The sequence below is a fragment of the Eikenella sp. NML99-0057 genome (genome assembly GCF_001648535.1).
Taxonomy (GTDB): Bacteria; Pseudomonadota; Gammaproteobacteria; order Burkholderiales; family Neisseriaceae; genus Eikenella; species Eikenella exigua.
This window is the reverse complement of sequence record NZ_LXST01000004.1, coordinates 39,895-63,194: the sequence shown is the minus strand read 5'-3', so window position 1 is coordinate 63,194 and position 23,300 is coordinate 39,895. Positions and strand designations below refer to the sequence as shown.

Below are 23,300 nucleotides of genomic sequence, written 5' to 3'. Positions count from 1 at the left end.
CCTTCCAACGGTTGCGAAAGTGCGACTGATGCGTCAGGACAATGGCGCAGCCTCAAGTGTTATGAGTTTAAAGATAATAATGTGCCAAATGATTGGCAGGCAAAAACCATACTCAACCATTTAGGCAGCCACCTCTCTTATCTTCCCGGAAATATTGGATTCGTAAATAATGATTTCGCCAGAATTACCACACGCCGCCATTGCGTGCGGAACGACAGCGAAGCCCTAACCGACAGCAACACCAGGGAAACACCCTGCCAGGCCGGTGAGAAAACCAAATACTCAAGCGGCAGATTGGAATCCAAACCCATAGTTGATGCCAGCAAACCCTTCCGCGCCGAAATCCGCGCCCTAATCAACTGGAACGGCTCAAGAGGCATGCGCACGGCGCTATGGATGCGTAATAGCGAAACTTTGCAAAATTGCGGCAGCAACCCTGCTGCCAACGACCCCTATGGTGAGCTCGATATTCTCGAGTGGTATTCCTCTGCACGAGCATATGCTTGGTCCTCAACACATGCCAGCTGTTTCTATAGCCACAAAAGGAGCTCTTGGCGTACGCGCGTTTTCGCACACCGTTTGGAACAGCACATCAACCGGCAAGCCACACCGTTAGATGGCGAGTGGCATATATGGGCAATAGAGTTTGACGGCCAGAAAGTACGCTACTATCTAGACGGCAAGCTCATCCCCGTGTCCCACTACACGGTGGACGACAATACCACAGTGGACGTTATCGACCGCAGCCGCACCGACGAATCAGGCGGCTACCCTTCCACCATGCCTGATGAAGACTTTGCAAAACTCAACGTCAACCGCCAAATGCTGGATCAGATATTCAGAACCAAAGGCCCTTGGTATTTCATTCTGAATGACTACGCGGAATGGGAAGACAAGCTCAAGCCACCACGCCCCACCGATAACTTCCGCATCCAAACCACCTTGATCGACTACGTGCGGCTGTATCAGAAAAACTAATCCAGCTCTTGCAGGCTACCTGAAAGTTCAGGTAGCCTGTATTCCATCCAATCCCCATCGGAAATCCAAATGGACAAGAAAAGACTCAGCGTCGAAGCCATCGAAAACGGCACCGTTATCGACCACATCCCCGCCGGCCTCGCCCTCACCATCCTACGCCAATTCAAACTGTTGCGCGAAGGCTGCGCCGTAACTGTTGGCTTCAACCTGCCCAGCAAACGGCATGGCCGCAAAGACATCATCAAAATCAACGGTATCAGGCTCAACGAAGCCGCCGCCAACCGCCTCGCCCTGTTCGCCCCCGAAGCCACGGTGAACCTCATCGCTAACTTCAAAGTCGAACAAAAAATGCCGCTCAGACTGCCCGAAACCATCAGCGAAGTCTTCCGCTGCCCCAACCCCAACTGTGCCAGCCACAACGAACCTGTTTCCAGCCGCTTCTACGTGCGCCGCCCGGGCGACCAAACCCGCCTCAAATGCCACTACTGCGAAAAAACCTACGACCGCAGCCTCGTGGCCGAAGCTTGAAACAGCAGGCATAGCAAAAGCTATCTGAATTTTTCAGGTAGCCTCTATATTAGGCAAACACCCTCATCCCAAAATATAATTTGATCAATCTACATACTTAACTAAAAAGGAGAACCACCATGAGTTCTGACGAACGCTACCACGCCCCGCAAAGTGAAGGCCTCGGCTCGGGCACCGGCCAAGAAGCCCCTGAGCTGTGGAACCCAAACGCCGCTGCCTGCTGGTCGCTGCTATTTTCGCCCGTATTCGGTGCAGCACTGCATATGCTCAATGCCCGCGCCATGGGCGACAAAGAATTGGAAAAACTGAATAAAGGTTTCTTGTGGGGCATGGTGGTCGTTATCCTAGCAGCCATTCCAGTCATCCTCATTTTCGATATTGCCAACAATGTTCTCAGCATTGCGCTGTTGGGTGCTTGGTATAGTGCAGTGGGGCGCAAGCAAGTGACGCTGGTCAAAGATAAATTCGACACGAATTACCCGCGTCGCTCGTGGGGCAAGCCGATATTGTTCGGCATTCTCGGCGTGGGAGGGTTGTTCTTATATGCCAGCGTTGTTGTCTTTATACTTATACTGATGGGTGCGCCCTCTTCATAACGAAGACGGCTGTGTTCCCTAACATTTTATTTTAGTCTTTCAGGTAGCTTCTTGAAAAAGGCCACCTGAAAATTTGTTCCGCCTGGTTTTCCTTTTCCCTATAGACTACCCGAAAGACTACTATGACCCTCACCTGGCACACCTTTCCCACTCCCGCCGCCCAAGCTGCTGCACTAGCCGAAGCCGTGGCCGGCAGACTGTGTCGATACCTGCAGGTGCAAAGCCGTGCTGTGCTGGCCGTATCTGGCGGCCGCTCGCCCGTAGCATTTTTTGAAGCCCTGGCACAGGTAAAACTGGATTGGCCAAACGTTACCGTCACTCTGGTGGACGAACGGCTCGTGCCGCCACAGCACCCCGACAGCAATGCCGCACTGGTGCGCCGCCACCTGCTGCAACACGCTGCCGCAGCCGCCCACTTCCTACCGCTGGTGAATGAACAAACCGATGTGTCCGACCCCGCCGCCCTGGCCGAAACCGAGGCCGGCTTTCCCATGCCCGACATCGCCGTGCTCGGTATGGGCACGGACGGCCACACCGCCTCGCTGTTTCCGCAAGCCCCGCAGCTGGCCGCAGCCGTGTCGCCCGACTGCCGCACCAAACTGGTGCACACCAGCCCGGTTACCGCTGCACACGAACGTATCGGCATGAGCCTAAACACGCTCGCCGCCGTACCGCAGCTGTTTTTGTCGATTCAGGGCGCAGACAAACGTGCCGTACTGGAACAGGCTGCCGCCACGGCCACGAGCGAATATCCCATTAGCCTGCTGCTGCACCAAACAAACGTACGCTGCGAAGTGTATTACATCGATTGAAACGGCGGGATCGGTAACAAGCTTTCATGCCCGGCTATGCCATGCTGAAAGGCTACCTAAACTTTTCAGGTAGCCTTCTTCTATTGCAAAAAACAATCCATAGTCTTTGACAATTTTTAACCGCTATCCTAATATTTGTCCGAGGCCTGCTGGCGAACAACAGGCCTGTATTTAATTGTTTCTTTATTTTCAATGGGGATAAGCCATGATAGAAGTGAACAGCTACTACACCCTGATTGCGGCCACTTTGGTGCTGCTATTAGGCAAACTGATGGTTAGCAAAATCAAATTTCTGCGGGATTTTAACATTCCCGAACCGGTGGCGGGCGGCTTGGTGGCAGCCATCTGCCTGTTTAGTCTGCATAAATTTACAGGCATCGGTTTCCAGTTCCAAAAACCACTGCAAGATGCGTTTATGCTGATTTTCTTCACCTCCATCGGCCTGAGCGCGGACTTCTCCCGTCTGAAAGCCGGCGGCATTCCATTGGTGGTGTTTACCGCCATCGTGGGCGCATTTATCTTTATTCAAAACGCTATCGGCGTGGGCTTGGCCAGTGCCTTCGGCCTACACCCGATGACCGGCCTGATTACCGGCTCCATCACCCTCACTGGCGGCCACGGCACGGCAGCTGGCTGGGCGCCCGATTTAGTCAAATACGGCGTACCTGCCGCAGCCGAGCTGGGCTTGGCTTCGGCCACCTTCGGCCTAGTAGCCGGCGGCTTAATCGGCGGCCCAGTTGCCCGCCGCCTCATCAACAAAATGGGGCATAAACCCTTGGATTCCGAAACCGTACAGGCTGAACACCTGCGCTGTGCCGACGACGATCCGGACAACAACACCGACAATATGTTTGAACGCGCCGAGCAAACCCGCCTGATTACCGCCACCTCGGCTATCGAAACCCTGGCCATGTTTGCCGCCTGCCTCTCGTTTGCCGAAATCCTGGACGGTATCGACAAACAATATCTATTTGATCTGCCTAAATTCGTGTGGGCACTGTTTGGCGGCGTGGTATTGCGCAACGTATTGGTGAGTGCATTTAAATTCAATATGTTCGACCGCGCCATCGATGTGTTCGGCAACGCCTCACTCTCACTCTTTCTGGGCATGGCGCTGCTGAACTTGCAACTATGGCAACTCACTGGTTTAGCAGGGAAAGTTACCATAATCCTACTGATTCAAACCATAGTGATGATTCTGTATGCCACCTTTGTTACTTATGTATTTATGAACCGCGACTACGATGCCGCCGTACTGGCTGGTGGCCACTGTGGCTTTGGCCTCGGTGCCACCCCCACGGCCGTGGCCAATATGCAGTCCATCACCGAACACTTCGGCCCTTCGCACAAGGCCTTCCTGATTGTGCCGCTGGTGGGTGCGTTCTTCGTGGACATCATCAACGCGCTGATTTTATCGGGCTTCGTGAACTTCCTGAAATAAGCCGCCCCGATGTGAGCAAACGGCATCCAGCAGCCGAGTGCGTTTCGAAACCTGCGACTACTTCACCGACCAAATCCAACCCCCCGCCGACACCTTCGACCATCTCAACTGGAACCGCGTCAATCCCGCCACCAGACTCCTGTTTGTGGAAGGCGCCGAGCCAAGAGGCACCCTACCGGCACAGGCATGGCCGGCAATCGGCTGGAACGCGGACGCATCAACATCGTGCCGGTGGAGGACGGCCACATTGTCTTGTTTGGCTAAAGTGCGCCTGCCGCCCAACCCGATGATCGGCGTTATCGGTACCGCACAATCAACTGTGGCACGCCCGATGCACACGGCGGCAATATGGGGATCGAAACCATCACCAAAGGCACCATATTCCTCTTGCCGATAAATGTGCCCGGCGCACTGCTGGCCATGGGCTATTTACATGCTGGCATGAGCGGCGGCGAGGTGGGCATCTCTGGCTTGGAAATCAAAGGTGTGATGGAAGTGGAAGTGAGCGTCATCAAAAGCCACCTCTATCCCCTGCCACTAGCGGTTCACCGACTGCTGTACACCATCGCCTCCAGCCCCGATTTGGGCCAGACCACCGAAACCGCCACCCTAATGGCCACCGGCCTACTCACCGCCCACGGCGGGCTCGACACCAACCAAGCCATCGCCCTGCAAAGCATCGCCGGCGATTTGCAGATTTGCCAAGTAGTCGATCCCAACAAAACCTGCTGCTTCGCCATACCGCGCACGGTAACGGAACAATTAAGGATGGAGAGGATGGAGTTTTGCCGTAACACATTTGGCCTAGGGCTAAAACGGCAAAAGGCTACCTGAAAACGGGAAAACTGTTTTCAGGTAGCCTTTGGTTTATTGGCTGCTGTTGTTGCCTTCGCTGCTGGTTTTCCCGCTTGAAGACGGGAGGATTACATTGAGGCGTTGCAGGGTTTCCTGCAATACGGGTTTATCACCACCTTTGCGCTGGGCGGCCTGCCAGATAACGATGGCTTCGTTTTTGCGGCCGAGTGTCCACAGCACTTCGCCAAGATGGGCTGCCACTTCGGCTTCGGGCAGTTTGGCGTGGGCGCGCTGCAAATATGGCAGGGCGGCTTGAGGTTGGCCTTGCTTGAACAGCACCCAGCCCATGCTGTCTTGGATTTCGGGCGAATTGGGGCGACGCTGCAAGGCTTGTTCGATGTAGCGGCGTGCCTGGGCCAGGTCGGGGTTGGGCAGGGAGAGCATGGTGTAGCCGAGGGAATTGAGGATGTCGGGGTTTTTGGGCACGAGTTCTTGCGCCTGTTTGAGGTCGGCTACGGCTTTCTCGGGCTGTTGTAGGCGGTCGGCATACAGGATGGCGCGCTGCTCGAGGATGATGGCGATCATGGCGGGCGGGGCGGAGTTGTCGCTGTAGCGGCGATAGAGGCTACGGATGCTGTTGAGGGCTTCGGCAGGCGGCTGCTCGCGGGCGATGCGCAGGTGGGCAACGAGGAGGTCGTCGGCATTGAAGATGGCATTGCTGCGGCCGGCCGATACGATGGATTCGGCACGCAGCAGGGCATCTTCGGCTACCGGCCAGTTTTTCTCGGCCTCGGCAATGCGCGCTTCTAGGATGTGTTTGTCGAACTGGGCTTCGGGGGCGCTGGCGCGATTGAGCCAGTTGCGGCTTTCGGCTATGTTGTTGTCTTCAATCAGGCGCATGGCGGCGAGCAGGACGGCGCGGCTTTTCTGCTGCTGAGTGCCGTGCAGGTAGGCTTTATCGAAGTAGTTTACGGTGGTAGCCACGGGCTCTTTGCGGCGCACGGAGAGGATGCCGGCTTGGATGTAGAGGTCGGCATCTGGGGTTTTGGCCAGCATATTTTGCAGCAGGCGGTAGGCTTCTTCTTCGCGTTTGGCGGCGATGAGGGTTTCTACTTGCAGGTTTTGCCACATGGGGGAAAGGTGGCGGCTATCGGCATGGCGGAAGAAGTATTCGAGCACTTCAGGCTGGCGCTGGGCAATCAGGCGCAGGGTGATGCCAGTAATGGGGCGGATGTCGCTGTCGAGGCGGGAGAGTCGGCGCAGGGCAGCGTTGGCATCGGTAGTGCGGCGGGTATGGGCAGAGTAAATGGCATCGGTGATGGCAGCTTCAGCCAACCCGGGGAAGCGGGTAGCGGCTTGGTGCACGCGGCGGGCGGTTTGCGCATCAGCGGCTTCAGGATGATAGAGGGCAAGCTGGGACATGCGCAGAAAGATGTTGCGCATGCGGTGGCGGGCGGTTTGGGTGAGGATTTCGGGCAGGCCGGCGCGCACAGTAGCGATATCACCTTTGGCAGCGGCTACAATCCAGTGCATACGTTTTTGCTCGGTAGAGGGGTTGGGCTCAGCCTCCTGCCAGCGCTCAAGCACTTGCTCGGCCAAGCGGACATCGGCGGAGAGGGCGATTTCTACGGCGCGTTCGGCCACGGCGGGGTCGTTGGTGCGACGGAACAGGCGCATATAGGCAGCGAGGGCTTCGCTGCCTTTGCCTTGCTGGAGGGCAATCTCGGAGGAGAAGGCCATCATCAGATTGTTGGCGTGGTCGATGATTTGGCGGTGGGTAAGCGGGGTTTGCGAACCGGGTTTGCGCGGTGCGGGCGCGGCTTGGGCAGCTAATGGCAGCAGGAGGGTGGCGAGAGCGAGGGCGCGGATACGGGAATGCCGTGAAGACATGGTGGTTCCTTAGAATGGGTGTGCGGTGGCGAGGCCACCTGAAAGCAGGACTTCAATGAAAGCTAAACCGCGACGGGCGGAGTTTATAACGCAATCACGGACTGCTTACCAAAAATCAAGCTTTTAGCGAGGATGGTTTGATTGTTTGTGTTCAAAGCGGGGCTACTTTACTTACTTGCTCCGGCAGCTCGATAATGTTTCTGCGCATATCTTTAATCGTCTTCGGTTCATTTGCGGTGGCTTTTAGACAAAGCGTTAGAAACAAAGTGCCGTCGAGTGCCAAATTTTCTTTACGAAGATACTCTTTCTTTAGTATTGAAATCTTATAAAACATTTAGGGTTGTGGCACTGCGGTGTACCCTAGGGGTTTATTCACCCCTTATTTAAATAAAAAATATCTCGGCGTCTTGTGCTTATACTCCAAATACTCCTGCCCATAAATTTGCTCGCAGTAGCGCTCCTCGCTTAGGACTAAGAGGTGGTTATACAAAACAAACGGCACTAGCACTATCAATAACCACAGCGATACCGAAGCGATGCAAACGCCCGCCATACCGAGGAAGAAAAAGAGATACATCGGATTGCGCGACAGGCGGTAGATGCCGCCTTGTGCGGCTTTGTCCACAGATGCCGCCGCATAATCGTAAAATGCCTTGATGAAGCCCGCAAAAGCCGCTACATAGATCACCGATCCGATCCAAAACCACACGGTGCCTGCTTTAAGCGGCACGAACACCGACAAAATAAGCAACACCACTTGTAGTAGCGTGCTTATGATCGCATTTCGTCTATCTTCGGCGCCGTACCACGAGGTATCTGTGGCACGCCTGCCGACCTCTTTATAGATAAACATATACACGAATTGTATCAGCACCATCGCAAATGAGGGTATCCAAGCGCCCACTAAGCTAGGCTCAAGCGTCGTAAAAAATGAAATTCCCATGGGCGCTCTTTTCACATTTATTTAAATAAAATTTTTACCACCATCTTGCGGTTTGAACTTCGTTGAAGTTTCGCTTTCAGGTAGCCTCTGCCGGTATCAAGCGACACAGCTTAAATGCGCATCGGCATCACGATGTATTTGAAATCAGCGTTGTCGGGGATGGTAAACAGGGTGGAGCGGTTGGCATCGCCGAAGGCCAGTTGGATGTCTTCGGCATGCACGTTGCGTAACACGTCCATCAGATAATTGATGTTGAAGCCCACTTCCAGCTCGGCACCCTGATAAGCGATTTCCAGCTCTTCACGCGCTTCTTCCTGCTCGCTGTTGCTGCACAACACGCTCAGCAGACCAGGACGCAGCTGCAGGCGCACGCCGCGGAATTTTTCGTTGGCCAAAATGGCGGCGCGTTCCAGTGCACCCAAGAACGGTTGGCGGCCGAGTAGGAAGATTTTGTCGTTATCTTGCGGAATCACGCGGTTGAAATCAGGGAACTTGCCGTCCACCACTTTGCTCACCACCACGGTGTCGTTGCAGCGGAAGCGCACTTGGTTATTCAAGAGTTCCACGGTAACGGGCTCTTCGGGGCGGTTGAGCAGCTTGAACAGTTCGAGCACGGTTTTGCGCGGCAGGATCACTTCGGCTTTGGGCAAGTCGGCATCAATCACGGCGGCGGAGTAGGCCAAACGGTGCCCGTCGGTGGCTACCAAGCGCAGATTGCTGCCTTCCACCTGCATCAACAATCCGTTGAGATAATAGCGAATGTCTTGCACGGCCATGGCGTATTGCACTTGCGAGAGCATATTGCGGAAGGTTTCCTGCGGCAGGGTAAAGGCGGAAACCACTTCTTCGCCGATGCTCATCAACGGGAAATCTTCGGCCGGCAAGGTTTGCAGGGCGAAGCGGGATTTGCCGGCCTTAAGGGTAAGGCGGTTTTGCGCCCAATCCAGCGCCACAATCGCGCCTTCGGGCAGGGCGCGCAGGATGTCTTGCAGTTTTTTGGCATTGGTGGTGATGCGGAAGTCTTCGGCATCGGTGTGCGGGCCATGGGTGTGGATTTGGATTTCCAAATCGGTGGCCAAAATATTGGTTTGCCCGCCGGTGCGCTCAATCAGCACGTTGGAGAGAATCGGCAAGGTGTGCTTGCGCTCCACAATGCCGGTAACGGCTTGCAGCGGTTTGAGCAGAGTGTCGCGCTCGGCTTCTAAAATCAACATACAGATTCCTTAGGTTTAATTTTTGATTATAATCAATAGTTTTTCGTAATCTTGGGCAATTTCGGCATCTTCCTGCCGCAATTCGTCGGCCTTTTTCACGGAGTTGAGCACCGTGCTGTGGTCGCGGCCGCCGAAGGCTTTGCCGATGTCTTCGTAGCTGTGGGTGGTCAGCTCGCGGGCAAGTTTGATGGCCAGATGGCGCGGACGGACGATGCTTTGCGCGCGCTTTTTGCCGATAAGGTCGGCGGTGCGGATACCGTAATATTTTGCCACCGCATCCATAATCAACGGCAGGTTAATCGGCTTGAAGTTGCCGGCCACAATATCTTGCAGGGCTTCGGTGGCCAGCTCCACATCAATCGGCTTATGTTCGAAGCGGCTGCGCGCTTCCACCCGTTTAAACGCGCCTTCCAGCTCGCGCACGTTGGAACGGATATGTGTGGCGATGAAAAAGGCGGCTTCCTCTTTTAACTCCACGCCCACAGAATCGGCTTTTTTCTGCAAAATCTCCACCCGCATTTCCAATTCCGGCGGCTCCAACTCCAGCGTCAAACCCCATGAAAAACGGGATTTCAGGCGGTCGTCCATGTCGTCGATTTTGGTGGGCAACACATCGCAGGTAAGGATAATCTGTTTTTTGTGGTGGTGGCAATGGTTATACAGGTGGAAAAACTCTTCCATGCTGCGGTCTTTGCCTTTGATGAACTGGATGTCGTCGATAATGAGGAAATCGTAGGGCTTGTATTGCTGGCGGAAGGCATCATGGGCGTGGTTGCGGAAGGCCTGAATCATACCGCGCACGAAAGCTTCAGCATGCATATAGTAAACCTTGGCTTCGGGCTTAAGGCGCAGCAGTTCATTGCCCACGGCCTGCGCCAGATGGGTTTTGCCCAGGCCGGTGCTGCCGTATAAAAAGAAGGGGTTGTAGTTTTTGCCTGGGTTTTCGGCAATAGAACGGGCAGCGGCCACAGCCAAGCGGTTGCCTTTGCCTTCCACCAAAGTGTCGAAAGTGTATTCTGGCGACAAATTGGTTTGCGCATAGTGTTGCTTCTGCCGCTCTTCGCGTTTGGCAATGGGTTTGGCTCGGGCGGACTTGGCTTCTAGTTTGGTCGGTACGGATTGCTCAGCCGGCTCGACCTGCGGGTTGATGCCCAAACTCTCTAAGCGGAATTGCACGATTTCTAGGGCGCTACGTTTATCGGCATGTTGCGAGGCGGCTGATTTACTAACTTGCTCGGTTGGCGCAACAGCTTTGGCAGCATACGCCGGCGGTGGATTGCCTGCCGGAGCATAGTGTTTGCCTTCCCCTTGCTCGAACAGCAGTGTGGGTGTGTTTTCAGGTAGCCTTTCCGCCAGCAGCTTGCCGATTTTGGCAGCATAGCGAGAGCGCAACATATTCAATACAAAGCGGCTGGGGGCGTACACCACCCATTCGCCACCCGCCCCTTCGCCCACGCCCAAGGGCGCAATCCAGCTTTGATACTGTTTGGCGGGCAGAGTGTGGCGCAAATGATGCAGACAGTGTGGCCAGAATTGGTCGAGCGTCATGGTGGCTATTCTGAAAAGAATACAAGGGAAGCGGCAAAAGGTGTGCGGGGCACCACCGTATCTGGGTACGGTACGTACCGGTAGATTATACCTAAAACTCAGGAGGCAAACCAAGACAGGAGGAAAAGCGGCCCACAGCACGAACAGTTTGACAATTTCAGCAAAATCAGGTGTAATACATTGCTTTCTGATTTGAGATTATTCTACGGGAAACATCATGAAACGCACTTATCAACCCTCCGTTATCCGCCGCAAACGTACCCATGGTTTCTTGGTCCGCTCCAAAACACGCGGCGGCCGTGCCGTGTTGGCTGCTCGTCGCGCCAAAGGCCGTAAACGTTTGGCCGTGTAACAGTGGATTACTGTTTCGGCAAACCATACCGCTTACTGAAAACGGATGATTTCTCATCCGTTTTTGCTTTACGCCGGCTGAAATTGCGGCCGGATATCCAACTGTGGCACAAGCCCAACGGGCTGGGACATCCGCGGCTGGGTTTGGTGGTGGCCAAGAAAACTGCCCTACGTGCCAACCGCCGCAATTATATGAAACGCACGCTGCGCGAATGGTTCCGTCTCAATCGGCACCATTTAGACAGCAGCGATTTGGTGATTCGTGTGCGCCGTCCCTTCGGCAAGGCAGAGCGGCAGCAGGTGTTGGCACAGTTGGAACAGATTGTACCGAAAAAACCATGCTAGCCAAAATCCTGCTGGGGCTGATCCGGTTTTACCAATACGCAATCAGCCCGCTGCTGCCGCCGCGCTGCCGTTATCAGCCCACTTGTTCGCAATACGCCATTGAGGCGGTGAGCAAATACGGTGCACTCAAAGGCGGCTGGCTGGCAGCCAAGCGCATCGGCCGTTGCCATCCGTGGGGAGGCAGCGGTTACGACCCTGTGCCTTAAGCCTGCCTACGGTATTCGTACCGCATGGCGGCAGAATTCTCAGGTAGCCTGCATTGGAATGCAGACTGCCGTTTTCTCCTGTTTTCAAACGGAACCTGATTATGGAATCCAACAACGAATTGAAGCGGACGGTGGTTTTTGCCATTATCGCTATCCTGACCTTGATGGTTTGGAATTATTTCAATCCCCAGCCGCAACAGCCCGAACAGGCAGCCGCGCAGACGGAACAGCAAGCCGCCGCCCCCGTGGCCGGGAACGATTTGCCGCCCACCAAGCCGATTACCGTAAGCACCGACACGCTTAAAGCCGTAATCGATGAAAACAGCGGCGATTTGCGCGGGCTGGATTTACTCAAACACAACTCCGCCGGCGATGCCAGCAAAACCTTCACCCTGCTCTCCGACAACAACGAGCACAAATACTTGGTGCAATCGCTGTTGATCGACCAAAAAGGCAACTACCTGCTACAAGACAGCAGCTTCAAAGCCCCGCAAAACAGCTACACCCTCAATGGAGATACGCTGGAAGTGCGCTTGAGCGCACCAGAAACCAACGGCGTTCAGGTAGACAAAGTGTACACCTTCCGTAAAGGCAGCTACCTTATTGATGTACGGTTCGATATTACCAACCACACTGATACCCCGCTGAAGCTGGACGGCGTGTATCGTGTGCTGCGCGACAACAGCACGCCCGAGGGCAGCGGTTATTTCAACCAAACCTATGTCGGCCCAGTAGCCTACACGCCCGATGGTAACTTCCAAAAAGTGCCGTTTAAAGATTTGGACGACGACTTCGAGAGCAAACGTGATCGCGCCGATTACCAGCGCACCGCTACCAGCGGCTGGGTTGGCTTCACTCAGCACTACTTCACCACCGTATGGGTGTTACAGCCCAAAGATGGCAACAGCATCTGCCAAAACGGCAACTGCTTGCTCGATATCAAACGCCGCAGCGACAACCTTTACTCCGCTGGCGTGCGTATGCCGCTGCCCGCGATTGCTGCTGGCCAGAAACTGAGCGTGCCTGCCGAATTGTATGCCGGCCCGCAGGAATACGCCGTGATCAGCAAAGTGGCTGACCGCTTGGAGCTGGTGAAAGACTATGGCCGTACCCATGTGGTGGCCGCGCCGCTGTTCGGCTTGCTCAACTGGCTGCACAGTCTCATCGGCAACTGGGGCTGGTCCATCGTTTTGCTGACCATCATCGTCAAAACCCTGCTGCTGCCGCTCACCAACGCTTCTTACCGCTCCATGGCCAAAATGCGTGCCGTTGCACCTAAGCTGGAAATGCTGAAAAAACAGCACGGTGACGACCGTGCAGCGCTGCAACAGGCCATGATGAAGATGTATAAAGACGAGAAAATCAACCCTCTGGGCGGCTGCCTACCCATGCTGTTGCAGTTCCCCGTGTTTATCGGTCTGTATTGGGTGCTGCTCGCCTCTGTTGAGCTGCGCCAGGCCCCGTGGGGCTGGGTGGCTGACCTGGCTCGCCCCGACCCACTCTACATCCTGCCAATTCTGATGGCGCTGACCATGTATATCCAAACCAAACTCAGCCCACCACCGAGCGACCCGATGCAGGCCAAAATGATGAAAATCATGCCGCTGGCTTTTTCCGTGATGTTCTTCTTCTTCCCCGCCGGCCTGGTGCTCTACTATGTGGTGAACAACCTCTTGAGTATGGCGCAACAGTGGCTGATTAATCGGAAAATCAATGGTACCGCCAAGCTTTAAAGTGTAGCAGAAAATAGCAACAGCCCGAATCCACAAGGTTCGGGCTTGTTTTGTTATTGGCGTTGTGATAGATAAAACACTTATCTCCTCATACAGTATTAGTTTGCCTTGTATGAAAATAAGTGCTTCAGCTATATAGTCGTTCCAAATAGGATGCGCGTCGGCTCTCCTGGCAGCATAGATTGCCGCCTTACCCTCATGCATGTTTGAAACAATTAGATTAGCGTGAATGATAAAGGGCGAATTCACTTTTCAGGCAGCCCGCCATAATGTAAATTATCCTTAATAATTAAAAGGATAAATTTCATTTTCAACACGGCGTAAGGAGCACATCACGATCTCAAAGCCATCGGCTCAGCCGATCCACTGATGGTGCAAGTATCAAACGCACAATTTAAAGACAACATCAATATGAACGCGAATTAAAGCAAAATACGGCAAAAGGCTACCTGAAAATTTTCAGGTAGCCTTCCTTCATGTTTGTTCGACAGCCAGCAGGCTTTACTCCTTCTCAAGCGTCTGCCCTGCCTCCAGCTCTTTTACGTTGAGAAAGCCGCCGCTTTGATGTGCCCATAGGCTGGCATAGAGGCCACCTTTAGCCAAGAGTTCAGCGTGGTTGCCTTCTTCCACGATACGGCCTTTGTCGAGCACGATGAGGCGGTCCATGGCGGCGATGGTGGAGAGGCGGTGAGCAATGGCGATAACGGTTTTGCCTTCCATCATGGTGCCGAGGCTTTCTTGGATAGCGGCTTCCACTTCAGAATCGAGCGCGCTGGTGGCTTCGTCCAAAAGCAGAATCGGTGCGTCTTTGAGCATCACGCGCGCGATGGCGATGCGTTGGCGCTGGCCGCCGGAAAGCTTCACGCCGCGCTCGCCCACATGGGCATCGTAGCCTTTGCGGCCTTTGGCATCGGAAAGCTGGGGGATGAATTCGGCAGCTTCGGCACGCCGGGCGGCTTGCAACATGTCTTCTTCGGTAGCGTCGGGGCGGCCGTAGACGATATTGTCGCGCACCGAGCGGTGCAGCAGGCTGGTGTCTTGTGTGACCAGACCGATTTGGGCGCGCAGGCTTTCTTGGGTAACGCTATCGATATTTTGCCCGTCGATGCAGATTTGACCGCTCTGCGGCTCATAGAAACGCAATAGCAGATTCACAATGGTGGATTTGCCGGCACCGCTGCGGCCGATAAGGCCGACTTTTTCGCCGGGGCAGATGTGTAGGTTGAAGCCGTTAAGCAGGGGCTTGCCGGGCTCGTAGGAGAAATCAATGTGGTTGAAGCAGATTTCGCCTTTGTTCACCAACAGGGGCTTGGCATCGGGCTTGTCGAGGATGGTTTGCGGCTTGGAAAGCGTGCCCATGCCGTCGGCCACAGTGCCGATATTCTCAAATAGTCGGGCGGATTCCCACATGATGTATTGCGAGAGCCCGTTCACGCGCAGCGCCATGGCAGTGGCGGTGGCCACGGCGCCCACGCCCACCTGGCCATTGTGCCACAGCCAAATGCCGAGCACGGCAGTGGAAAGGGTGAGCGTGGTGTTTACTGCGGCACTGGCACTGTAGAGCAGGGTGGCCAGCCGCATTTGAGCGTGCACGGTTACCATAAACTCTTCCATCGAACGGCGGGCATAATCGGCTTCGCGTGCGCCGTGGGAGAAGAGTTTCACGGTGGCGATGTTGGCGTAGGCATCAGTAACGCGGCCGGTCATCAGCGAGCGGGCATCGGCCTGGCGGGCGGCGGTTTGGCCAAGCCGGGGAATCAGAAAGCGCATTACCAGGCTGAAGCCGATGAGCCAGCCCACAAAAGGCAGCAGCAGCCAGCTATCCAGCGCCACCAAAATCACGCCGGAAGTGATGAAATACACCAGCACATACATCACCATATCGGCGATGGTCATTACCGTATCGCGCACGGCCAGCGCGGTCTGCATCACTTTGGCCGACACGCGGCCGGCAAACTCGTCTTGATAAAAGCTGAGTGATTGGCCGAGCATCAGGCGGTGGAAATTCCAACGCAGGCGCATGGGGAATACGCCCTGCAATACCTGCAGGCGGATGGAGGAAGTGAAAAACGTCCAAATCACCAGCACCACCATCAGCACGCCCATGCCAACGAGTGCCAAGCCTTTTTCGGCAAACAGCGTCTCAGGCGTATAGCGGCCGAGCCAGTCGACGATTTTACCGATAAATTGAAACAGCAAGGCTTCGCCAATGCCGATACCGCCGGAGAGCAGCGCCAGCAGCACGAGCCAGCCGCGCACACCTTCGAGATTGCTCCAAATAAAGCCAAACAGCCCGTTGCGCGGGGTTTTCGGCTCGCTGGCTGGATAGGGATCGATGCGGTTTTCAAACCAGGAGAATAAACGGTTGAACATGGTGTGGTACTTTATATTTAAATAGAAATTTAGGTTTTAGCTTTAGCCGGGGCTGATGTTTGAGCTTCGTTGAAGCTCACGCTTTCAAGTAGCCTGTATGGTTGCGGCTACCTGAAAAATATGGCCGCCCGCTTGGTACGCAAGTATGGCCCCAAAGACGGTTATCATAGCAGAAACAGAAGGCTGGGCACAGAACGGAGTTAGGAAGCCGATAGATGTGGAGCGGCGGATCAGCAATATAATATGCAGCATTCCAGATAAGGGATGCCTGCAATAACAAACCATTCAGGCTACCTGAAAGCGAGGTTTCATCAAAGTTAAAACGAGCTTCGTAAGTTCCAGTGAAACTATAGTGGATTAAAATGAGAATGAGGCAAGGCGGCGAGCCGCAGATAGTGCAGGTAGTATGGTTAGGCGAGCCAACGCTGTAGCATTCTTAATTTTAATTCACTATAAAATTTCAGGTAGCCTTCACCGGCTGCCAAAGCTCTTCACCTCCTGTTGCATTAGATCGTCTTGCCATATGTCTTGCATGAAATAATTGCCTTGGCCATATGAACACAAAAGGCTACCTGAAACTTTCAGGTAGCCTTCCTCTTAATGCAGAATACAAAATTATTTACCGGGCTTCTTCGCCAACATCGTAACGAACTTCAACTGAATCGGCCGCCCTTGTGCATCGGTGGCGTGCAGCGAGCCCACAGCTTCTTCGTACTTCAGCAATTCCCAGCCGGCGTAATACTGCCGCAATTCGTCCTCTTTAAATGTGAACGAGAACGGCATATGGCAGGGATGGTCTGCCGTATCCATCGCCGACACAATCAAGTTATAGCCACTGGCACGAGTGTGCGCCTGCATATCGGCAATAATATCCGATACACGGCCGGCCTGGAGGAACATAAACACCACGGTGGAGAAGATAAAATCATAATCTTCGCCCAAGGCAGCAACGTTAATATCGTAAGCATCCGCCCGCAGCGGCAGCTGTTCGCGTGCAGCCATATCCAACACCGAGTCCACTGCTGCCGGGCTATGGTCTACAGCGTGCACATCATATCCGACCAAGCTTAAAAACAACGCATTACGCCCCTGCCCGCAGCCTAAATCCAGCGTCTTGCACGGCGGCACGGATTGCACCGCTTCGCGGATAGCGGAATGTGTGGCGGTCATGCCATATTTTTTGTGGAAATAATCAGCTTTTTCACAATGAAATTCCAGCTGCATGGCAAAATCATCATCCAAAGGCTCCACTTTGTGCCAAGCCTGCGGGTAAATCGTCCACACTCCGTTTTCCGGCCGCAACACATGTTCCGCGATCACCGCACCGTTTTCCTGCAATTCATAAAACTTCAACCGCCCGCGCAATACGCGCAGTTTGCCATACGTACCAACCTGTGTGTTGTGCTGCGACAAAACTGCCTCCGGAATAGTGGTTTTATCCCATATCGGCATGGTTTTATAGCAGATGAGTTCGTTCATCATAATACTCCTTCTCAAAAGTAAAAAATTGGAACGGACACGTAATATATCCGTTCCAAAGTATCCCTTCAAATTCAGCTATAGAAACCACTATCCCCTGCACGAAGCCGGCAAGAAATTTAGCTTGCCGCTTAATGATGCTCCGGGTGAGCATTTCCAGCCATGCACCGGCTGATGCGTTCCCACCAAGAAATCCGCCGTCTGCATAGCAGTGCCGTCCGACCTGAGCGGAGTAAGCAAAATTTTACCGCCGGTGAGTTCGTGGATATTCTGCAAAGTAACGGTGATTACCCCTTTATCATCCGTTTCAATGGCAGCCACATACTGGCTTACCCCACCGCTTCCTTCGCAACCAAACCCCTGGTTTAACACGTATGCTGTTACACCTGTGTTCGCCACTTCAGAAATGGTATTTTTGCAACGCGACGAAGCTTGGATGGCTTCGGAAACTTTCGCCCGGCCTGTGTAGTTATTATAAAAAGGGATGGCCAACGCCGTGAGGATACCGATAATTGCAATCACAATCATCAGCTCAATCAAAGTGAAACCGTTTATTTTTGTATTATGCATTATTTTTTCCTGAATCAATAAAGCCATCTATCGGCAAGTAGCCCACAATTTTTCCCTGTTTATTCAAGAGGGCGATCCATTCTTTATTTTTATCGCTGGTAAACGGCAGATAATAGGCTTCTGCCTCAGGCAGATTAATCTCTGCCAATTTTTGCTTGATAGCAGCCTGTTGTGCCGCCCTATGCTGAATTAAGTGCCTCACCGGTTTCATGGCCGCACGCACATCGGCAGTTTCTTTAGCCGCATCCAGCGGCAGCCACAAATTAGGCCGTGCCACCGGCTCGATACCGCCTAAAGACAATAACACGCTATCCTGCATTTCTTCCGGCGGAATGGCAGCCAAGCTGATTTGCTCTACACCATATAAAGGCAGAGAACGCATATTTTCCGGCGCTTTGGCCAAATCTTCATCGCTGAGCTGGGCGGCGGTAACCACAGTGAAGCGGTCGTGGTCGAACGCATAATGCACCGGCCGAGCCAAATGCACGGTATGAATGCCGTAAGACAAGGCTCCAAGCTGGATGGCAATCACCAAGGCAAAATCCACGCAGGTTTCCCTTTTGGATTTTTTCGGATTGGCTAAAATCAAAGTGAGCAGCGGGCCGCACACCACATCAATCCCCACCATCATCAGCAGCAAATGCAGGCCGCCAAGCATTTCCGAATAAGGATACGGATATAAAAACTTTACCACCAGCCAAGCAGCCAAACCTGCCAATGCCGCGCTACCGAGCAAATGAAAAGAGGCCAGGCGCAGGGCAAAACGCCAGCGCGGCACAGGGATTATGGATTCACTCATAGATACGCTCCGCTGCAATACTCATACAAACTAGAAAAAGAGCAGCCTAGGCTGCTCTTTTTTGCTACGCATCAATTAGCCGCGGCAAGAAGAAGGAGTGTATTTTTTCTCACCGTCGAAATCGCAAACCCAACCTTTAACCGGTTTGTTAGTAGGAGCAACGAAGTCAGCAGTAGCCATCGGAGTGGTTTTGCCATCATCAGCGTACGGAGTCAATTTAATTTTCTTACCGTTAACTTTATCGTTGATGTTTTGAGCTTCCACAGTGATAACACCGTTAGCATCAGTAGTGATTGCTTTTACATACTGGCTGCTGGCAGTAGTAGCAGAACCAGTTTCACCACAGCCCCATTTGTTAGCTTCAGGGTTAGCGCGCAGACCAGAGTCAGCAGCTTCTTGAATGGTGGTACGGCAGGTAGAACCGGCCAATACTACTTCACCCATTTTAGCGCGGATGGTGTAGTCTTGGTAAGCCGGCAGAGCCAGAGCAGCCAAGATACCGATAATGGCGATAACGATCATCAACTCGATCAGGGTAAAACCTTTTTGTACTTGTTTCAACATGACATTTTCCTTTAATAAATGGAACTTAGATAAACCGAATCTTTCGATCCGGGAACTTCAACCAAAAGAAGGAGACAACTAAAAAACTTCGTTTTCGGCTAGGCTTGTTTGCCGTCACCACGAGAGACATAAAGCAACGGCTATGCCAAAAAACAAAAAAACTGTTTTATTTATTTTATAAATATATGTTTTTAAATTATTTTTTGTTTGATTTAATTTTAAGAAACCAGCCTATGCGGTTGTTCTGCGCAACTGGCGAATCTGCAAAACTGACATTTATCGTCAGTTTTTGGCCCGCTATTTCGCACAGATTGCCGTTTTATGGGTTTCATGGGCTGCCAATTTATGTTGGCTGCTATGTTGAGCAGCGGTTTTTGGCATTTTTACTATATTCATCCGTATGCGACTTCATCCGTATTCGACGGCGTGACCGCACTGCCCTACGGTATAAATGAAAATAAGGCGGCATTGTTATGCCGCCCGCCATTTGGCAGAAGGGGGATTAGCTTCATAGAAACTCAGCTTCGGCCTTGCTGAAACATCGTTTTGGCGCAATCCGCCTCACTCATTTTCAGGTAGCATCCCCCTGCATCACACCCCGCTGCCGCTAGGGGCGGCAGGGGCAGAGGCATTGCCGCAGGTGAGGTTGCCGGCAGCCTGGGGCATGATTTGCACATAGCGTTGGCACTGCTCGCGCAGGGGCTGCACCACTTCGGGCGCAGCGTGGAAGGCGGCGGCGGTGCCGAGCAGGCCGGGCATTTGTTTGGGATAGTAGCGGCCCATGTTCACCAGCCAATCGGCGGCTTCGCACGGGCGGCCTTCCTGCTCCAAATAGAAGGCGCGCACGGCGGTGTTGGCATAGGGGCGGAACAGGCTGGCGCGCAAAGCAGCATCGCGCCCCCACTCGGGCAGAGGCAGCAGCCAATCCACTTTGCGGATTAAGCCCATCTGTGCGTAGTATTTGAGGAAATAGTGTTTGCCCTCCAGCTCGCGCAGGGTATCCACTTGTTTGTATTGCGGATAGCTCTCGGTGGGATTGGCATAGGCGAACACCAGGCGGTGGTAGGCAAAGCCGTATTGCACAATGATGACGGCTGCCAGCGCGGCAAAGGCCATGCCGAAACGTTGCGGCCACTTGCCCGCCTGCACGATATACCAGCCGGGCGCTTTAGCCGGCGTGAGGCTCATCATCACGGCAAACGGCGTGAGGAAATACACATACCACAGCGGATACTCCAGCAGGCTGTGGCACAACGATACGGCCATCAGAGCCAGCATCAGCGCCGAAGACGCGCCCAATCCCTTTTTCAGGTAGCCCTTGGCCACCGCCAGCCAGCCGCCGAACACCAAGATGGCGCCCGCCACGCCCATCTCGGCCAAGATTTCCAGCATACTGTTGTGGCTGTGGGTGAACAACACCCCCACATCATAATTGCGAAACTCCGGGCCGCGCATGGCCAGCGCGAAACTCTCGTGCGCATAGCCCTGCCAGCCCACGCCCAGCCACGGATGCTCGGTAAACACCGTCCACGCCTTCGCCCATTCCGAAGCACGCCCCGGGCTGGCCGCATCGCCCGACACCAAACGCCCCACGCCCGAAGACTGCACATCAGGAGCCAGCCACGTATCCACCAGCCACGGCATAATCAACTGCGCCGCCAGCACGCCCAGCACCAACAGCCCCATCAGCGCGCACCAGCGGCTCAGCGGTCGGCCGCCCAACACATACAGCAGCGGCACCAGCAGCAGCAACGCCCCCACATACACCATAATCGTGCGCGAAGTAATCACCCCGATCACCTGCAGCAAAAACACCGCAAGCGCCAACGCAATCAGCCCCGGCAGCAGCCGCCTGCTCCACAGGTAGCCCAGCGCGAGCACGCCCCACATCATGTAGTGCCCCAAATGGTTACGCTGCCCCACCTGGCCAAACACAAAATACTTCTGCGGCGCACACATCATCCCCGGCAGCCAAGACGTGTGGCCGATAAACTGAAACACGCACACCAAACCCTGCAACACCGCCCCGCAAAGCAGCGCCCAGGCAAAAATTTCCACCACCCTGTCTTGCCCCAACCGGGCTACCTGAAGCCGGCAAGCCCAGGCCAGCAGCGCCATCACGCAAAACACCGCCGCCGTCAAATCTGACATTTCCGGATACGGCAGCCGCAAAATCCGTGCCTGCACCAGCCAAAATCCCGCCAGCAGCACAAAAAACACCATCGCCCCCGGCAGCCGCGCGCGCGCCGGATTGCGCCACAGTGTGAGCAATGCAAACAAAGCGGCAAACAGCAGCGAGCCACTCTCAATAAACCAGCCCCCCTGCGGCCCCGTGCGCCAAGACGACAAAAACGGCACCACCGCCATCAGCGCCATGCCCAGCCACACCACCCAACTTTCCTTAAACCGTTCCCACATCATGCCCGCTCCCGTTTGCCCGAGCGCAGAAAACCCAGCGCCGATACAAAAAACAACACAGCCGAGGCCAAAGCCGCCGCCGCACAAACCCGGCTTGCCGGTTGCGCGTCAAACAGCCGCACCACCGCCTCCGCCGCATAAAACAGCACCAACATCCCGCTCAGCAGGAAAGTTTGCCGGTTGCGCCGCAACACACCCGGCAGCAGCAGGCACAAAGGCAGCGCCTTCAAAGCCAGCCAAGAGCCGCCCTGGCACAGCGGCGCCAGCCACAGCTCCCAAGCTAGGGAAAGGAAAATCAGCGCAAACAGGCTGCACACAGCCGTGCGGTAGGCAAAAGATTGCGAAATCGGCATTGCTTGTTCAAATTAAAAAAGAATTGGATTGAATCAATAAAGAAGCTGCCTGAAACCAGTAAAGGCAGGTTTTACACCCGCCTGCTGTAATGGAAAGGCTACCTGAAAATGCAAATGAAGCTTAGCTTCGCTAAAGCCGATGTTTTCAGGTAGTCTCATCTGCTTCCACAGTTTCCGCCACCTCCGCATTCGGCTTAAACAGCCGGCACATCAGCAAGCTAGCCTCATACAGCGCAATCAGCGGTACCGCCAGCAGAAACTGCGAAATCACGTCCGGCGGCGTCACAATCCCCGCCACCACAAATGCCGCTACCACTACATAAGGCCGCGCCGTTTTCAGCGCCGCGAGCGATACCGCCCCCATCCGATACAGCAACACCACCAACACCGGCAGCTCAAACGCCATACCGAAGGCCACAAACATGCCCAGCACGAAGGAAAGGTAGCGGTCGATGTCCGTCATCATGCTCACCCCTTCCGGCGTGGCCGAGGCAAACACTTTAAACACCAGCGGGAACACCAAAAAATAGCAAAACGCCATCCCCGCAAAAAACAGCCCCACGCTCGAGAGCAACAGCGGCAGCACCAGCCGTTTTTCGTGCCGGTAGAGTGCCGGTGCCACAAACGCCCACAGCTGGTAGAGCGTATGCGGCAGCGACACCAAAAACGCCGCCATCAGCGCCACCTTCAGCGGCACAAACACCGGCGCAATCACATCAATCGCCTGCATATGCGCCCCCGGCGGCAGGCTCGCCATCAAAGGCTTGGCCACCAGTGCATACAGACGGTTGGCAAAAGGCACCGCCGCAAACAGGCACAGCAGCAACACCGCCGCCACCCACATCAGGCGGCGGCGCAATTCCTTCAAATGTTCCACCAAAGGCTGCGCGTTCATCTGCCACCTCCCGCCTGTTTGCGCACCCGCAAACGCGGCCGCACCCGCAAACGCGGCTGCAGCTTGCGCCGGCACGCGCGCGAGCGCTGCCCCAGCGAAGGCGTGTGGAAGCCCGCTGCAGCCGGCGTATCCCGCAGGGTTGGCAAGCCGTCTTCATCCAAGCCGAAATCCGCCGGCGTGCGCTGCGGCGGCAAACGCTCCCAGGCCGGCACATCCGGCGCGGCCGACGAACGCAAATGCTGCATTTCCTGGCGCAACTCGTTGGCCGTATCCGCCAGCGTTTCCTGCATCCGGCGCAAATCCGCCATATCCGCGTGCTGTGCCAGCTCCGCCTTCAGGCTGCCGGCCAAATGTTGGAGTTTGCCCGCCATCCGCCCGGCAGCCCGCGCCGCCTGCGGCAGCCGCTCCGGCCCCAGCACCACCAGCGCCGCCAGCGCCGCCAGCAGCATCTCGCTGAACGCGAAATCAA

Annotated in this window: 23 protein-coding genes; 10 read left to right on the top strand and 13 right to left on the bottom strand. The window is 54.7% G+C overall.

The features are described from left to right. Nucleotides 1-204 precede the first annotated feature (204 nt). From A7Q03_RS10405 to A7Q03_RS06335, 6 genes are all read left to right on the top strand, one after another. Complete coding sequence (locus tag A7Q03_RS10405; RefSeq protein WP_067448331.1) at nucleotides 205-978, top strand: family 16 glycosylhydrolase; 774 nt, start codon at nucleotides 205-207, stop codon at nucleotides 976-978. A gap of 69 nt (nucleotides 979-1,047) precedes the next feature. Then, a complete protein-coding gene (pyrI, locus tag A7Q03_RS06355; RefSeq protein ID WP_067448329.1) occupies nucleotides 1,048-1,506 on the top strand; it encodes an aspartate carbamoyltransferase regulatory subunit in 459 nt (152 codons plus the stop codon). Between the two features lie 119 nt (nucleotides 1,507-1,625). Then, nucleotides 1,626-2,102 carry a hypothetical protein gene (locus A7Q03_RS06350; RefSeq protein ID WP_067448327.1) on the top strand — a complete coding sequence of 159 codons (477 nt, stop codon included), beginning with the start codon at nucleotides 1,626-1,628 and terminating at the stop codon, nucleotides 2,100-2,102. A 122-nt stretch (nucleotides 2,103-2,224) separates the two neighbouring features. Continuing rightward, the gene (gene pgl / locus A7Q03_RS06345) at nucleotides 2,225-2,914 is read left to right on the top strand and encodes a 6-phosphogluconolactonase (RefSeq protein ID WP_067448325.1); all 690 of its coding nucleotides are present in this window, start codon (nucleotides 2,225-2,227) and stop codon (nucleotides 2,912-2,914) included. Between the two features lie 205 nt (nucleotides 2,915-3,119). Then, nucleotides 3,120-4,355: a sodium/glutamate symporter gene (gene gltS / locus A7Q03_RS06340; protein WP_067442315.1), complete on the top strand. Its 1,236-nt coding sequence runs from the start codon at nucleotides 3,120-3,122 to the stop codon at nucleotides 4,353-4,355. Nucleotides 4,356-4,703: 348 nt separating this feature from the next. Continuing rightward, on the top strand, nucleotides 4,704-5,189 hold the full coding sequence (locus A7Q03_RS06335; protein ID WP_067448323.1) for an acetamidase/formamidase family protein: 486 nt from the start codon (nucleotides 4,704-4,706) through the stop codon (nucleotides 5,187-5,189). Between the two features lie 33 nt (nucleotides 5,190-5,222). Here the strand turns inward: A7Q03_RS06335 and A7Q03_RS06330 are convergent, their stop codons facing one another. The 4 genes from A7Q03_RS06330 to dnaA form a co-directional block, all read right to left on the bottom strand. After that, nucleotides 5,223-7,040, bottom strand: coding sequence for a tetratricopeptide repeat protein (locus tag A7Q03_RS06330; RefSeq protein ID WP_067448321.1), 1,818 nt, complete (start codon nucleotides 7,038-7,040; stop codon nucleotides 5,223-5,225). A 379-nt stretch (nucleotides 7,041-7,419) separates the two neighbouring features. Next, nucleotides 7,420-7,983 carry an isoprenylcysteine carboxylmethyltransferase family protein gene (locus A7Q03_RS06320; protein ID WP_067442306.1) on the bottom strand — a complete coding sequence of 188 codons (564 nt, stop codon included), beginning with the start codon at nucleotides 7,981-7,983 and terminating at the stop codon, nucleotides 7,420-7,422. 110 nt (nucleotides 7,984-8,093) lie between these two features. Further along, on the bottom strand, nucleotides 8,094-9,197 hold the full coding sequence (gene dnaN, locus A7Q03_RS06315; RefSeq protein ID WP_023887570.1) for a DNA polymerase III subunit beta: 1,104 nt from the start codon (nucleotides 9,195-9,197) through the stop codon (nucleotides 8,094-8,096). A gap of 15 nt (nucleotides 9,198-9,212) precedes the next feature. Beyond that, nucleotides 9,213-10,745, bottom strand: a complete 1,533-nt coding sequence (gene dnaA / locus A7Q03_RS06310; RefSeq protein ID WP_067448317.1) for a chromosomal replication initiator protein DnaA — start codon at nucleotides 10,743-10,745, stop codon at nucleotides 9,213-9,215. A gap of 217 nt (nucleotides 10,746-10,962) precedes the next feature. On the opposite strand from dnaA, the gene rpmH reads away from it, so the two are divergent. From rpmH to yidC, 4 genes are all read left to right on the top strand, one after another. After that, nucleotides 10,963-11,097 (top strand): 50S ribosomal protein L34, encoded by a 135-nt coding sequence (gene rpmH, locus A7Q03_RS06305; protein WP_003824630.1) that lies wholly within the window; start codon nucleotides 10,963-10,965, stop codon nucleotides 11,095-11,097. A 2-nt stretch (nucleotides 11,098-11,099) separates the two neighbouring features. Then, a complete protein-coding gene (gene rnpA / locus A7Q03_RS06300; protein ID WP_067448315.1) occupies nucleotides 11,100-11,441 on the top strand; it encodes a ribonuclease P protein component in 342 nt (113 codons plus the stop codon). Next, a complete protein-coding gene (gene yidD / locus A7Q03_RS06295; protein ID WP_067448313.1) occupies nucleotides 11,435-11,647 on the top strand; it encodes a membrane protein insertion efficiency factor YidD in 213 nt (70 codons plus the stop codon). Before rnpA ends, yidD begins: the two co-directional genes overlap by 7 nt. 101 nt (nucleotides 11,648-11,748) lie before the next feature. Then, a complete protein-coding gene (gene yidC, locus A7Q03_RS06290; RefSeq protein ID WP_067448311.1) occupies nucleotides 11,749-13,380 on the top strand; it encodes a membrane protein insertase YidC in 1,632 nt (543 codons plus the stop codon). A gap of 501 nt (nucleotides 13,381-13,881) precedes the next feature. Here the strand turns inward: yidC and A7Q03_RS06285 are convergent. The 9 genes from A7Q03_RS06285 to A7Q03_RS06245 form a co-directional block, all read right to left on the bottom strand. Continuing rightward, nucleotides 13,882-15,753: an ABC transporter ATP-binding protein gene (locus tag A7Q03_RS06285; RefSeq protein WP_067448309.1), complete on the bottom strand. Its 1,872-nt coding sequence runs from the start codon at nucleotides 15,751-15,753 to the stop codon at nucleotides 13,882-13,884. A 615-nt stretch (nucleotides 15,754-16,368) separates the two neighbouring features. Next, nucleotides 16,369-17,235 carry a tellurite resistance methyltransferase TehB gene (tehB, locus tag A7Q03_RS06280; protein ID WP_067448307.1) on the bottom strand — a complete coding sequence of 289 codons (867 nt, stop codon included), beginning with the start codon at nucleotides 17,233-17,235 and terminating at the stop codon, nucleotides 16,369-16,371. An 87-nt stretch (nucleotides 17,236-17,322) separates the two neighbouring features. Beyond that, nucleotides 17,323-17,802 (bottom strand): pilin, encoded by a 480-nt coding sequence (locus A7Q03_RS10620; protein WP_067448305.1) that lies wholly within the window; start codon nucleotides 17,800-17,802, stop codon nucleotides 17,323-17,325. Then, complete coding sequence (locus A7Q03_RS06270; RefSeq protein WP_067448303.1) at nucleotides 17,795-18,601, bottom strand: hypothetical protein; 807 nt, start codon at nucleotides 18,599-18,601, stop codon at nucleotides 17,795-17,797. The genes A7Q03_RS10620 and A7Q03_RS06270 overlap by 8 nt, the downstream gene beginning before the upstream one ends. 75 nt (nucleotides 18,602-18,676) lie before the next feature. After that, a complete protein-coding gene (locus A7Q03_RS06265; protein WP_067448301.1) occupies nucleotides 18,677-19,165 on the bottom strand; it encodes a pilin in 489 nt (162 codons plus the stop codon). 591 nt (nucleotides 19,166-19,756) lie between these two features. Continuing rightward, on the bottom strand, nucleotides 19,757-21,586 hold the full coding sequence (locus A7Q03_RS06260) for a PglL family O-oligosaccharyltransferase (RefSeq protein WP_067448299.1): 1,830 nt from the start codon (nucleotides 21,584-21,586) through the stop codon (nucleotides 19,757-19,759). Further along, nucleotides 21,583-21,930 carry a DUF2069 domain-containing protein gene (locus A7Q03_RS06255; protein WP_369814461.1) on the bottom strand — a complete coding sequence of 116 codons (348 nt, stop codon included), beginning with the start codon at nucleotides 21,928-21,930 and terminating at the stop codon, nucleotides 21,583-21,585. Before A7Q03_RS06255 ends, A7Q03_RS06260 begins: the two co-directional genes overlap by 4 nt. Nucleotides 21,931-22,081: 151 nt before the next feature. Further along, nucleotides 22,082-22,831, bottom strand: coding sequence for a twin-arginine translocase subunit TatC (tatC, locus tag A7Q03_RS06250; protein ID WP_067448295.1), 750 nt, complete (start codon nucleotides 22,829-22,831; stop codon nucleotides 22,082-22,084). Then, on the bottom strand, nucleotides 22,828-23,253 hold the full coding sequence (locus tag A7Q03_RS06245; RefSeq protein WP_231881769.1) for a twin-arginine translocase subunit TatB: 426 nt from the start codon (nucleotides 23,251-23,253) through the stop codon (nucleotides 22,828-22,830). The genes tatC and A7Q03_RS06245 overlap by 4 nt, the downstream gene beginning before the upstream one ends. Nucleotides 23,254-23,300: the final 47 nt, after the last annotated feature.